The organism is Anoxybacillus gonensis, assembly GCF_001187595.1.
Classification (GTDB): Bacteria; Bacillota; Bacilli; order Bacillales; family Anoxybacillaceae; genus Anoxybacillus; species Anoxybacillus gonensis.
Map to the genome: position 1 here is coordinate 2,750,484 of NZ_CP012152.1, position 13,200 is coordinate 2,763,683.

At 40.4% G+C, this 13,200-nt stretch carries 11 protein-coding genes; 9 read left to right on the forward strand and 2 right to left on the reverse strand.

The window, feature by feature from the left end; genetic code table 11:
* Nucleotides 1–90 precede the first annotated feature (90 nt).
* From AFK25_RS14385 to AFK25_RS14425, 9 genes are all read left to right on the forward strand, one after another.
* Complete coding sequence (locus AFK25_RS14385) at nucleotides 91–1,605, forward strand: FAD-dependent oxidoreductase (protein WP_035064316.1); 1,515 nt, start codon at nucleotides 91–93, stop codon at nucleotides 1,603–1,605.
* Entirely contained in the window at nucleotides 1,602–3,071 is a 1,470-nt protein-coding gene (locus AFK25_RS14390; RefSeq protein ID WP_035064313.1) for a spore germination protein, read from the forward strand. Before AFK25_RS14385 ends, AFK25_RS14390 begins: the two co-directional genes overlap by 4 nt.
* A gap of 9 nt (nucleotides 3,072–3,080) precedes the next feature.
* Nucleotides 3,081–4,181: a GerAB/ArcD/ProY family transporter gene (locus tag AFK25_RS14395; protein ID WP_035064311.1), complete on the forward strand. Its 1,101-nt coding sequence runs from the start codon at nucleotides 3,081–3,083 to the stop codon at nucleotides 4,179–4,181.
* A 50-nt stretch (nucleotides 4,182–4,231) separates the two neighbouring features.
* The gene (locus tag AFK25_RS14400) at nucleotides 4,232–5,272 is read left to right on the forward strand and encodes a Ger(x)C family spore germination protein (protein ID WP_240468804.1); all 1,041 of its coding nucleotides are present in this window, start codon (nucleotides 4,232–4,234) and stop codon (nucleotides 5,270–5,272) included.
* A gap of 70 nt (nucleotides 5,273–5,342) precedes the next feature.
* Nucleotides 5,343–6,398 (forward strand): ABC transporter ATP-binding protein, encoded by a 1,056-nt coding sequence (locus AFK25_RS14405; RefSeq protein ID WP_019416480.1) that lies wholly within the window; start codon nucleotides 5,343–5,345, stop codon nucleotides 6,396–6,398.
* 1 nt (nucleotide 6,399) lies between these two features.
* Complete coding sequence (locus AFK25_RS14410; RefSeq protein WP_009361044.1) at nucleotides 6,400–7,197, forward strand: ABC transporter permease; 798 nt, start codon at nucleotides 6,400–6,402, stop codon at nucleotides 7,195–7,197.
* Nucleotides 7,194–7,973 carry an ABC transporter permease gene (locus AFK25_RS14415; protein WP_240483366.1) on the forward strand — a complete coding sequence of 260 codons (780 nt, stop codon included), beginning with the start codon at nucleotides 7,194–7,196 and terminating at the stop codon, nucleotides 7,971–7,973. The genes AFK25_RS14410 and AFK25_RS14415 overlap by 4 nt, the downstream gene beginning before the upstream one ends.
* Nucleotides 7,970–9,043 (forward strand): ABC transporter substrate-binding protein, encoded by a 1,074-nt coding sequence (locus AFK25_RS14420; protein ID WP_019416482.1) that lies wholly within the window; start codon nucleotides 7,970–7,972, stop codon nucleotides 9,041–9,043. Before AFK25_RS14415 ends, AFK25_RS14420 begins: the two co-directional genes overlap by 4 nt.
* A gap of 174 nt (nucleotides 9,044–9,217) precedes the next feature.
* Complete coding sequence (locus AFK25_RS14425; protein WP_019416483.1) at nucleotides 9,218–10,708, forward strand: peptide MFS transporter; 1,491 nt, start codon at nucleotides 9,218–9,220, stop codon at nucleotides 10,706–10,708.
* 114 nt (nucleotides 10,709–10,822) lie between these two features.
* Here the strand turns inward: AFK25_RS14425 and AFK25_RS14430 are convergent, their stop codons facing one another.
* Nucleotides 10,823–11,338, reverse strand: a complete 516-nt coding sequence (locus tag AFK25_RS14430; protein WP_035064299.1) for a JAB domain-containing protein — start codon at nucleotides 11,336–11,338, stop codon at nucleotides 10,823–10,825.
* A gap of 41 nt (nucleotides 11,339–11,379) precedes the next feature.
* A complete protein-coding gene (locus tag AFK25_RS14435; RefSeq protein WP_035064296.1) occupies nucleotides 11,380–12,999 on the reverse strand; it encodes a recombinase family protein in 1,620 nt (539 codons plus the stop codon).
* Between the last annotated feature and the right edge of the window lie 201 nt (nucleotides 13,000–13,200).

The window sequence follows — 13,200 nt, forward strand, 5'->3', positions numbered from 1 at the left end:
ATTTCCATTTTATCATCTTTGCAAATGTTCATCATAAACTTTTCGATTTGGGGAAAATTAAGAAAAACATGGGTATGGAGGAACAAAAACATGTCTTTACCAAAGTTATCTCAATCGTATTGGCTACAAACAACAACGCTTCCGTCTTTTCCATCTTTGACGCAACCGATTGAAACGGATGTAGCGATTATTGGTGGAGGAATAACAGGCATTACAACGGCTTATTTGCTCGCTAAACAAGGAGTGCGTGTCGCCGTCATCGAAGCAGACCGGCTATGTCACGGCACAACAGGGCATACGACCGCAAAAATAACTGCCCAGCATGATCTCATTTATCATGAACTGATTGCCCACTTCGGTGAAGATAGCGCTCGGCAATATTACGAAGCAAACAAAGAAGCGTTGCAATCGATTTTGCATATCGTAAAAGAACACAATATTCATTGCGACGTATCGCTAGAAGATGCATACGTGTATACAACCGAAGAAACGCAATTACATAAGCTTGAGGCGGAATGGAAAGCGTATGAAACGCTCGGCATCGATGGGGCATATGTCGATCAACTGTCGCTTCCTTTCTCTATCCAAGGTGCAGTCATGATGCGAAACCAAGCGCAATTTCATCCGCTCCATTATATAAAAACATTAGTCGAGCTTGCTGTAAAATACGGGGCATCTTTTTACGAACAAACTGTTGCACAACATATTGAGACAACGACGCAGCCGATTGTACAAACGAAAAATGGAGCAACGATCACTTGTGACACTGTTGTCATTTGTACCCACTTTCCGTTTTTTGACCCTGCTTTTTACTTTGCACGCTTGCATGCAGAGCGATCTTACGTCATTGCAGTCGAAGCTCACGAACGATTGCAAGGCATGTATTTAAGCGCAAATGAACCAAAGCGGTCGCTGCGCTGTACAACAATGGATGGAAAAACACTTCTTTTCGTTGGCGGCGAGTCGCATAAAGTCGGACAAGGGATCAACATGATTCACCACTATGAAGCGTTACAATCGTTTTGTGAACATACGTTCGAGCTATCACATGTGCTATATCGTTGGTCGGCGCAAGATCTCGTCACGTTAGACAATCTTCCATACATCGGTCCGATTCGCAAAAGTCTTCCGCACATTCTTGTCGCGACAGGATATCGAAAATGGGGGATGACGACAAGTATGGTTGCAGCTCGTCTTTTGACACATTTAGCGTTACAAAAAGAACATCGTTACGCGCATTTATTTACTCCGTCACGATTTATCGCTGACCCGTCACTAAACAATTTGTTCACTGAGGGCATTGATGTCGCTAAACATTTTTTAACTGGAAAACTGGAATATGCCCTTCGTACCCCGCGCGACATATCGAAAGGGGAAGGAGCCGTTGTCAATGTAGACGGAAAACGGGCAGGTGCCTACCGCGACGAACAAGGCACGCTGTATGTCGTCGATACAACGTGTACGCATATGGGTTGCGAACTGGAATGGAACAATAGTGAACGGTCATGGGACTGCCCATGTCACGGTTCACGCTTCTGTTTTACTGGAAAAGTGCTAGAAGGACCAGCTATCGAACCACTTCAACAGCTTAAAGGGGATGAATGATGAACGGAATACAACAAACCGTCACGCACTCGCTCGATATGAACGAACAAACGTTGCGTGATTATTTTTCAAAAACGCCTGATCTCATATATTGTCATCTATTTATTGGGGAACCAAAAAGACGAGCGTTGCTTATTTATCTCAACACGCTCGTTGATAAAAACTCGATTAACAATAACATTATTAATCCGCTTTTATTTGAAACGAAACAAATTCACACGATTGCTGATATTCAATTGCCAATCGGCTCAAAATCATATACGACAAAATGGGAACATGTCTTTCAACGGGTGTTTCAAGGGGAAACCGCACTATTCTTAGACGGCGACGACCATGTATTGTTGTTGGATACGCAAGGATGGCCGCAACGCGCGATCGCAGAGCCGCAAATTGAATCATCGCTTAAAGGGTCGCACCAAGGTTTTATTGAAACGTGTGAAAAAAATATCGCGTTAATTCGCCGCTATTTGCCACACCAACAATTAAAAATTGAAGAAACGACCGTCGGCAGACGCGGACATACCCCTGTCGTATTATTGTACTTAGAAGACATCGCTCATCCAGAAGTGCTGCAAGAGTTGAAAGATCGGATTGAACAAATTGATGTCGATACGATCGTCAATACCGGGGAGTTAATGCAACATATTGAAGATAATCCGTTTTCACCGTTTCCGCAATTTTTGTTGACGGAACGACCAGATGCTGCGGTCAGCAACTTATTACAAGGGCGCATCGTTATCGTTGTTGACCGCTCGCCTAGCGTCATGATTGGTCCGATGACGTTTATTACGTTTTTCCAAACCGTTGATGATTACAGTACACGTTGGATGATCGCCTCGTTTTTGCGACTGTTGCGCTTGCTTGCCTTTTTTATGGCGATCTTTTTACCGTCTGCTTACATCGCAGCACTTTCGTTTCATTACGAAATTATTCCGCTCAATTTATTGTTAACCGTTGGCGAATCGCGCGAACGCGTCCCGCTTCCACCGCTTTTAGAAGCCGTTTTAATGGAACTTGCGATTGAAATGTTACGTGAAGCGGGGTTGCGTTTACCTGCACCGATCGGACAAACGGTCGGCATCGTTGGCGGTGTCGTCATTGGACAAGCAGCCGTTGAAGCCGGCATCGTCAGCAACATTATGGTCGTCATCGTCTCGTTGACAGCCATTGCATCGTTTATTATTCCGAACCCAGATATGTCCGAGTCGATTCGTTTATTGCGTTTTCCAATGATGATTGCCGCTTCTTTATTTGGTTTAGTCGGTATGGTTATCGGGTTCATGCTTATTATCGGCCATTTGATTTCATTAGAGTCGCTCGGCACACCTGCAGGAAGTCCGTTTGCTCCTGCGCGGTTGCGCGATTGGAAAGATACACTTTTGCGCTTCCCGCTTTGGATGATGCGCACGCGCCCATTATCCGCCCGTCCAACGCAACTGACGAGACAAAAAAAATTTCGTAAATAAGTGGTGGGTATGAAACGATATCAATTTAACGAAATAACAACGATGCAATATATTTTTCTCATTTCAGGCACACAAATCGGCATTGGCATTTTATCGCTTCCAGCCCAACTTGCCGATATCGCCAATACAGATGGATGGATCGCCATTGTCATCGGCTGGATCATTTCGATCATCGCAAGTACGATCATTATAAAAACGATGAAAAAGCATGAACAAGACACGATTTTTGATCTTTCTCGTCGCTACTTCGGCCGTATATTTGGGACGTTTCTTCATCTTGCTTTTGTCGCTTACGCTTTATTAGCGTCAATCACCGTCGTTTTTACCTCTATTCATATTACACAAGTATGGGTTTTACCAAACACACCAAACTATCTCATTATGATGTTATTTATGCTCCCTGGCTTTTTAATTACACGAAATGGTGTGCGTGTACTTGGGCGTTATGCTGAAGTTGTCTTTTATTTAACGCTTTGGATGCCTATTCTTATTGCTGTGCCGTTACAAAAAGGGACAATTTTGCATATGCTCCCTATGCTCAAGGAAGGATGGGCTCCAATTATTCAAGCGGTGAAAACGACAGTTTTATCTTTTTTAGGATTTGAATTAGCGTTCGTGTTTTACCCATTTTTAAAAGAAAAAAAGCATGCGGTAAAAGCGATGGTCATCGCCAACAGCATCTCGGCTTTTACATTTTTGCTCATTACGATCACATGTTTTATTTTTTTTAGCCCAGACGAAACACCTTCGCTTATTTGGCCGACGTTGTCGCTGCTTAAAACGATCGAATTTTCGTTTATCGAACGGTTTGAAGTGATTTTTTTATCGTTTTATTTGTTCGTGATGTCAACGACAGGCATCCCCTATATTTTCACAACTGTTTTTGGCATTAGTCAACTCATTGGAAAAAAGGATCATACGATCGTATTACTCGTTGCTGTTTGTATATTTATTTTCACGTCGTTTTTATACAATCCATCGTTTTCTCATATTCAAACGATGGGTTCGTGGTGGGAAAGATACGGTTTATGGGGAGCGTACTTTTTCCCTATCGGTTTATTTATTTACACCTCCATTGCACGATGGTTTCAAGGAGGGAAAAACAAATGAAAAAGTGTATATATGCCATACTTTGCTTTTTTATAGCTAGTGGATGTGGAATGAAAACTCAACTTGACGAATTAACACTCGCATTGACGGTCGGTTTAGATGAGGGGAAAGATGGAAAGTTACTCGTTTACTCGATTAGCCCTGTGTTTAATAAAGAGTCTAAAAACATTTACGAAGTCATTCGTACAATTGGAATGACGCCGCGCGACGGACGGTCAAAAGCAAACGCGTTTGCGTCTGGAAAAATTGTTGGTGGAAAAGCGCAAAACATTATCGTCAGTAAAACGTTCACGAAAAAACACGACATGTTTTCCTACTTGGATGTGTTTTATCGCGATCCGAAAAATTCAACAACAGCGAATTTTATCGTTTTTGATGGTCCGTTAAAAGATTTAATGTACGTTCGTCTTGAAGATAAACCGCGTTTATCTGTCGCTATTCGCGATGTCATATTAACGGCCCATGTAAGTAAACAAACAACAAAAATTAATATGCTTGATTTTCGGCGTTCATCGCTCGATCGTGCCCAAACTCCATTTGCCCCCATTTTAAAAGTGCATAAAGGGGATTTAGTAGCAGGTGGCATTGCTTTATTTAATCGACAACGAAAATATGTCGGTAGCCTTTCCCAAAAAGAGAGCCCGTATTTTGCGATATTGAAAAAAAATGTTAAACCTGCTACATCGCTTACGTTTCAAACGAAAGAATTGACTAAACAAAAAGAATACGTAAGCATTTCGATTGAACATGGTGATTTTTCATATAAACCGTCATTTCGAAATGGGGTGTTCCATTTTGACGTTCGTATGAAGCTCGGCGTAATCGTCACGGAGTCAACGACATACATCGATATGAAAAAAGAAAAGAAAAAAGTCGAGAAATGGCTTGCAAAGGAAATACAAAAACAGCTGGAGAGCATCGTCAAAAAAATGCAAAAGTACGAAGTCGATCCAGTCGGATTTGGTTTGTATGCCCGCGCTTACGAATACAAACCGTTTCAAAAACAAAAAAGCTGGCCGAAAGCTTTTGCGAAAGCAAAGATCGATATTCATCCAACCGTTGAAATCATTAGCTACGGTGTCCTTCAATAAAAAGTTGCCCAATATAAACCGATCGTTCATAATGAATTTAAAAATAGCTAAATGAGGTGGGAAAAACAATATGGACGATCGCGTCATTATTCGCTTTGACCATGTGACAAAACAATACGATGATGATCTTCCTGTGCTCGATGATGTTAGTTTTGAAATCGAGCGAGGAAAATTTTATACGCTTCTCGGTCCGTCCGGTTGCGGAAAAACGACCATCCTTCGCTTAATCGCTGGTTTTATCGAACCGACGAAAGGCGATATTTATTTCCATGGAAAACGAATAAACAACGTTCCAGCAAATAAACGGCAAGTGAATACGGTGTTCCAAGATTACGCTCTTTTTCCTCACTTAAACGTGTTTGAAAACGTCGCGTTTGGCTTGCGCATTAAAAAAATGCCCATGGCAAATATCGAACGAAAAGTAAAGGAAGCGCTTCGTTTCGTCAACTTAGAAGGGTACGAACAACGCGCGATTCATGAAATGTCAGGTGGACAACGACAACGTGTCGCCATCGCCCGCGCGATCGTCAACGAGCCGGAAGTTTTGTTGTTAGATGAACCGCTTTCTGCACTTGATTTAAAATTGAGAACAGAAATGCAATATGAGTTGCGCGAACTGCAACGAAGACTTGGCATTACATTTATTTTCGTCACTCACGATCAAGAAGAAGCGCTTGCGATGTCAGATGAAATTTTTGTATTGAATAAAGGAAAAATTGAGCAACGCGGTACACCAAAAGATATTTATGATGAGCCTGTCAACCGCTTCGTCGCTGATTTTATCGGGGAGTCAAACATCATTGCTGGCACGATGATTGACGATTTTGTTGTGGAATTTGCAAATCAACAATTTACGTGCGTCGATCACGGTTTTGCAAAAAATGAACGGGTAGATATTGTCATTCGTCCTGAAGATTTAGAATTAACAACTGTTGAACGAGGCAAATTGCGCGTGCGCGTCGATTCTGTTTTATTCCGTGGTGTTCATTACGAGCTTTGTTGTTATGATGCATATGGGAACGAGTGGCTCGTTCACTCAACAAAAAAGGCGGAAATCGGGGAAGAAATTGGCCTTCATTTTGAACCGGAAGCGATCCATGTCATGAAGCAGAGCGGAGGGGAGTAACATGCGCCGTTACGCTTATGCTATCCCATATTGGCTATGGATCGGGTTGTTCGTCATTGCACCGATCATTCTTATCGTTTATTATTCGTTTTTCGATATGGAAGGCCATTTCTCGCTCGTGAACTATGAAACTTTTTTCACACCTGTTTATTTACGAATGACGTTTAATTCGTTTTGGTATGCATTTTTAATTACAGCCATCTCGCTTCTTATCGCTTATCCAACCGCCTATTTATTGACGAAAACGAAGCATAAGCAGCTATGGTTGTTGCTTATTATTTTGCCGACATGGGTCAATTTATTGTTGAAAGCGTATGCTTTCCTCGGATTGTTCGGCACGTATGGCGCAATCAATGCGCTATTTGAAGCCATCGGAATCGGAACGAAGCAGTTATTGTTTACAGATTTTAGTTTTGTTTTCGTATCTGTTTATATTTTTATTCCGTTTATGATTTTGCCGATTTTTAATGCGCTTGAAAAATTGAATCCTTCTCTCATGGATGCGGCACGCGATTTAGGAGCGAGCGAATGGACGACATTTCGTCGCGTCATTTTTCCACTTACGCTTGATGGCGTAAAAGCAGGCTGTCAGGCGGTGTTCATTCCGTCGCTTTCGCTCTTTATGTTGACGAGGTTGATCGCTGGAAACCGCGTCATTACGCTTGGCACCGCTGTTGAGCAACATTTTCTCGTGACGCAAAACTGGGGAATGGGTGCGACAATCGCTGTCTTTTTAATGATTGCCATGGCTAGTATCATGGCGTTGACAGGGAATAAAAAATGGGGGGTGAGACAATGAAGTTTTCTCGCCTCTATTTAGCGCTTGTGTTTTTTATACTATACATGCCTATTTTTTATTTAATCTACTATTCGTTTAATAGTGGCGGAACGATGCATCATTTCGAATCGTTTACGCTCGATTGGTATAAAGAAGTGTTTGATGATACGCGCTTGCTCATCATTGTATTGCATACGATGATCGTCGCATTATTATCGTCATCGCTTGCGACAATCATTGGCGTTTTCGGGGCGATCACCATTTATTATGCGAAACATCGTTGGAAACAGACGTTGCTTACGTTAAATAACATTTTAATTGTCAGTCCTGACGTCATTATCGGGGCATCGTTTCTCATTTTATTTACGATCGTTGGCATTCAGCTCGGCTTTACGTCCGTTCTTCTGTCTCATATCGCTTTCAGCATTCCAATTGTCGTGTTAATGGTGCTGCCAAAGCTACAAGAAATGAGCCCAACATTCATTGACGCGGCACGCGACTTAGGGGCAAACGAATGGAACGTATTGACGAAAGTCGTCCTCCCATACATTACCCCCGGCATTTTCGCTGGGTTTTTCATGGCGCTCACATACTCGCTTGATGATTTTGCAGTTACGTTTTTCGTGACGGGCAACGGCTTTTCGACGTTGTCTGTTGAAATTTATTCGCGGGCACGACAAGGGATTTCGTTATCCGTGAACGCTTTATCTACCCTTCTTTTCTTATTTACGCTCTCTCTCGTCGTCGTGTATTACGTTATGACAAAACGAGCTAGCGTGAAGGGGGGACAAAAATGAAAAAAATATTGTCGCTTTTTTTGCTTGTTTGGCTCGTTGCTTTTAGTTTGCTTTATGTTACAAAAACGATCGAATCATCTGAAGGGTATGGAGGAGACAATACTGTCACGATTTATAACTGGGGCGACTACATTGATCCCGCACTCATTAAAAAATTTGAAAAAGAAACAGGCTTGAAAGTCATTTACCAAACGTTTGATTCAAACGAAGCGATGATGACGAAAATTGCTCAAGGTGGCACGACATTTGACGTCGCTGTCCCTTCAGAATACGCCATCAGCAAAATGAAAGAAGAAGGGTTGTTACTTCCTATCGATCATGCAAAAATCCCAAACTTACGCTATATTGATGAACGCTTCCTTAACTTATCGTTTGATCCAGGGAATCAATATTCCATTCCTTACTTTTGGGGAACGGTCGGCATCGTCTATAACCGTGCCCTACTTGGCGGAAAGGAAATCACGAGTTGGAACGATTTATGGGATCCGGCGTTTAAAAATGAAATTTTGCTTGTCGATGGCGCGCGCGAAATTATAGGAATGGCATTAAATAGTTTACATTACTCGCTCAACGATACGAACAAAACACATTTACAACAAGCAAAGCAAAAACTAGATGCCCTCACGCCAAACGTCAAAGCGATCGTCGGTGACGAAATTAAAATGCTTCTTGCGAACGAAGAAGCAGCAATCGGCATCGTCTGGTCAGGGGATGCGGCAGAAATAATGTGGGAAAATGAACGGCTCGATTATGTCATCCCAAAAGAAGGAACAAACTTATGGTTTGATAATATGGTTATCCCAAAGACGGCAAAAAACATTGAAGGTGCCCATCAATTCATTAATTTTATGCTTGATCCGAAAAATGCAGCCCAAAATGCCGAATACGTCGGCTACTCAACGCCAAATAAAAAGGCGCTCGAATATTTGCCGAAGGAAATTGTTGAAGATGAACGTTTTTACCCGAGCGAACAACTGGCTAATAAACTTGAAGTGTATGAAAATCTCGGAAAAAGCATGCTTGCATATTACAATGAATTGTTTTTACAGTTTAAAATGCATCGCAAATAAGAGGATGGCGAAAAGCTATCCTCTTATATTATTTTAGAAAATTTTTTATTTACTTAATCTGTCTATTCGTTTAAAATTATGATTTGTGAAACCTTTTTATTACTATGGATCGGTTTCATACAGAAAATACTGAAAATAAAAATTATTATTTTCGAAAATGGAAGGTGTTTTATTATGTCACAAAGTAAACAACAAATTGTGGACAGCGTTCCTCAACGTGGTTTTTTCGGACATCCGAAAGGACTGTTTACGTTATTTTTTACTGAGTTTTGGGAACGTTTCTCTTACTATGGCATGCGTGCCATTCTCGTATTTTACATGTATTACGAAGTATCAAAAGGTGGGCTAGGGCTAGATGAAACAACTGCTTTAGCGATCATGTCCATTTACGGCTCACTCGTTTATATGTCTGGTATTATTGGCGGATGGTTTGCTGACCGATTGTTCGGAACGGCGAAAGCCGTTTTTTACGGCGGAATTTTAATTATGCTCGGTCATATGGCTTTAGCGATTCCAGGAAGTGTCACAATGTTTTTCGTTTCAATGGTTCTCATCGTTCTTGGGACAGGATTGCTTAAGCCAAACGTTTCGAGCGTCGTTGGCGATTTATATGCTGAAGGAGATCACCGTCGCGATGCAGGATTTAGCATTTTTTATATGGGGATTAACCTTGGTGCATTTTTAGCTCCGCTCGTTGTTGGAACAGTTGGGATGAAATATAACTTCCATCTCGGTTTTGGGATTGCGGCGATCGGTATGTTTTTTGGACTTCTCGTATTTATCGGAACGAAAAAAAGAAATCTTGGTCTTGCCGGAACGCATGTCCCAAATCCATTATCCGCAGATGAAAAGAAAAAAGTGTTTACATGGGGGGCAATTGGCGCAGCGGTCATCGCCTTGCTCGTTCTCATTGGCTCATGGACAAACGTATTAACAATTGATCTGTTTGTATCACTCGTCGGCATTTTCGGTATTGTCATTCCAACTATTTATTTCGTAGTGATGTATCGTAGTCCAAAAACGACAGATGTTGAGCGCTCGCGCATCATCGCCTATATTCCATTATTCATTGCATCAGCCATGTTTTGGTCTATCCAAGAACAAGGTTCGACCATTTTAGCAACATATGCGGATAAACGAACACAGTTGCATTTTGCTGGTATTGATCTTTCGCCAGCTTGGTTCCAATCGTTGAACCCGTTATTTGTCATTACATTTGCACCGATTTTTGCTTGGCTATGGGTGAAGTTAGGGGATAAACAGCCGTCCATTCCAAAGAAATTTTCTTTAGCGCTACTGTTTGCTGGTTTATCGTTTGTCGTCATTTTATTACCAGCTTATCTCGGCGGAAACGACTCATTAGTGAGCCCTCTTTGGCTCGTGCTAAGCTACTTAATCGTTGTGTTTGGGGAACTATGTTTATCGCCAGTCGGTTTATCGGCAACAACAAAGCTTGCTCCTGCGGCGTTTTCAGCACAAACGATGAGCTTATGGTTTTTATCAAGCGCAGCTGCCCAAGCCATTAACGCGCAAATTGTGAAGTTTTATACGCCTGAAACCGAAATGGCTTATTTCGGAACAATCGGCGGAATCGCCATCGTCTTTAGTATCATTCTTTTCATCATCTCACCAAAAATTGAAAGCTTTATGAAAGGGGTAAAATAAGCGGCTTCATTTCGCCGCTTATTTTATTTATGATACGGTTCACCGTTACATACTCAACGCTAAACCTTTTCAATTTCTAATACCGTTTCAAAAAGTATCTCATAAATTTTGCAATTATACATATCCTTTTTCTTTCAAAGAAATAAATCTGTCTATACCCACTATAATATGATCCAACAGATCAATACCAATAATTTTCCCGGCTTCGCTCAACCTTTTAGTTACCTCTATATCTTCACGGCTTGGAGTTGGATCACTGCTTGGATGATTATGAGCAACAATAATAGATGCCGAATTTGAAAGAATAGCGGGCTTTAGGACTTCTCTTGGATGGACAATACTAGCGTTTAGACTTCCCATATGGCATATGTTAATTGCTGTTGGTTGATTTTTTGTATCTAAACAAATAACCAGAAAATACTCCCGATCAACGTCTACTAAGAAACTCTTCACTAAATTGTAGGCATCCTTCGGTGATGTAATACGTCTTTTCGGATATAGAAAACTCTTTTCTCTAACCACCTTTAGACTGATGATATTTACTCTTTTTGCAGATTGTTGTTGCTTGTTTTCCATACCTAAATTAATTAATTCTAATTGTTCCTGTTTACAAACTGAGTAATTTCTCATTGGTCATACCTCCTATAAAATATGAGTATTGGCTTTTTTATTCAACAGTCCATGTTTAGCTCCAAAGCAAAGTAAAAAGAGGATGAATCCTCATTAACAGATTCATCCTCTTTGTCATTAAACATGAATTTCTTTGTTTTCTCGTTAAAATGTAATACAACAGACTTTACACTTTTGTCAGGATTCAACAGTATCTTCTTTATAACCAGATTTAAAATAAACTTTTTCTTTTCATGATCTGCTTTATTCAGTATGTCGCTAAACTTAGTCATGAGTTCACTAACCAGTTCGTAGCTGATCGGTTGTGAATTGTTTTGTTCCAACTTTTTCCTAATAGCTTCTTTTTCAGCTAAACTACTTTCTATGCTGTTCGATATCTGCTTCAGTCTTTCGGATAAATCATCTTTTCCGATAACACCATCTTCATACAACTCAAACAACTTACTCTTTTTATTTTCAAAACCAGACAAAGCCTTATCGATATGCTTTAGCTGATCTTCTAAAGGTTTTATGACTTCCTTTCGCTTCGTGTTCATATGGTCAACTATATCTCTTAAAACTGTCTTGTTGAAAAGCGTTTCTTTTATTTTATTAAAAACAATTTCTTCCACTACATCCGCTCTCACACCGTTAGATCGACAAGCGGCTATCCCCTTGTTTCTCCATGCTCCACAATGATAATATCTATGCAAGGTATAGCTCCCGTCTTTCTGTTTTTTCTTAACCCGACCTGCTACCATTGAAGAGCCACACATCGGGCATTTTATCAATCCGGTTAAAGGATACGATCCACTAAAATTTCTAATTGGTTTACATGATCTCTGACTGTAAAGTTTTTGAACTTTTTCCCATAATTCCGGAGTTATAATTGGTTCATGTTCTCCTTGAACAATAATAGGGTTTTTATTAATTCCTTTTCTTCGTTTCTCATTCCAATTTTCCCGAAGGTTATACCTAATTTTACCTACATAAATGGGATTTCTTAATATTTCCCTAACGGCTGCTATTGAGAACAAGTTACCCTTTTTCGTCTTATAGCCTAGCTGATTGATATAATTTGTTATACTCTTTAATCCTTTTCCCTCTGCATATAAATTGTATATATGTCTTACAATTTTTGCTTCGTCCTCAACAACTTCAAGCTTAGTCTTATCGCTTTCATAACATTTAACGGTTTTATAACCCAGCACCTGACCACCATTCCACTTACCAAGCTTAGCTCTTTGTTTCATACCGATTTTAACGTTCTCTACAATCGTTTCTCTCTCAAACTCACCGATTGAGGCTAATACATTCATTAACAGCTTTCCGGTCGGCGTTGAAGTGTCAAAAGCCTCCGAACAACTTTTAAAGCCTACATTAAATCGATTAAGTGTATCAATAATCTTTAATAAATCTAAATGATTTCTGGCTAAGCGGTTTGTTTTCCATACCCATACTTCTTCAAACTTACCTTCTTTAGCATCCTTAATGAGTTTTTGAAGGGCAAACCTTTTTTCAATAGATTTTCCGCTTACTCCTCTATCTATATATTCATCCACTACCTCTCTCCCTTCTTGCTGGCATTTTTTGCGAACATTTTCAAGTTGTGCTTCGATTGAATAGCCTTCTTCTGCTTGTTCAGCAGTCGATACCCTCGCATAAATGACAGCTTTTATCATTATTAAAGTCCTCCCTTTCAGCGATGTAATCCAAAAACAATTCACTGATAATATCTACTAAATCAGTATATGAGAGTACTTGATCCTCAATATGACACAAGCCAATGCCCCCTTGTTGTTCTCACGAAGTAAAGTTTTTTAAGTATTTTTGATTTGTCAAAGATATAATATATAAACGATTAGCTTTTAAATACTACAACA

Excerpts from the sequence above, each read along its gene's own strand:
- AFK25_RS14415 (WP_240483366.1), top strand. The coding sequence starts at position 7,194 with ATGAAGTTTTCTCGCCTCTATTTAGCGCTTGTGTTTTTTATACTATAC.
- AFK25_RS14395 (WP_035064311.1), top strand. The coding sequence starts at position 3,081 with ATGAAACGATATCAATTTAACGAAATAACAACGATGCAATATATTTTT.
- AFK25_RS14420 (WP_019416482.1), top strand. The coding sequence starts at position 7,970 with ATGAAAAAAATATTGTCGCTTTTTTTGCTTGTTTGGCTCGTTGCTTTT.
- AFK25_RS14390 (WP_035064313.1), top strand. The coding sequence starts at position 1,602 with ATGATGAACGGAATACAACAAACCGTCACGCACTCGCTCGATATGAAC.
- AFK25_RS14435 (WP_035064296.1), bottom strand. The coding sequence starts at position 12,999 with ATGATAAAAGCTGTCATTTATGCGAGGGTATCGACTGCTGAACAAGCA.
- AFK25_RS14410 (WP_009361044.1), top strand. The coding sequence starts at position 6,400 with ATGCGCCGTTACGCTTATGCTATCCCATATTGGCTATGGATCGGGTTG.
- AFK25_RS14405 (WP_019416480.1), top strand. The coding sequence starts at position 5,343 with ATGGACGATCGCGTCATTATTCGCTTTGACCATGTGACAAAACAATAC.
- AFK25_RS14400 (WP_240468804.1), top strand. The coding sequence starts at position 4,232 with ATGAAAACTCAACTTGACGAATTAACACTCGCATTGACGGTCGGTTTA.
- AFK25_RS14385 (WP_035064316.1), top strand. The coding sequence starts at position 91 with ATGTCTTTACCAAAGTTATCTCAATCGTATTGGCTACAAACAACAACG.
- AFK25_RS14425 (WP_019416483.1), top strand. The coding sequence starts at position 9,218 with ATGTCACAAAGTAAACAACAAATTGTGGACAGCGTTCCTCAACGTGGT.
- AFK25_RS14430 (WP_035064299.1), bottom strand. The coding sequence starts at position 11,338 with ATGAGAAATTACTCAGTTTGTAAACAGGAACAATTAGAATTAATTAAT.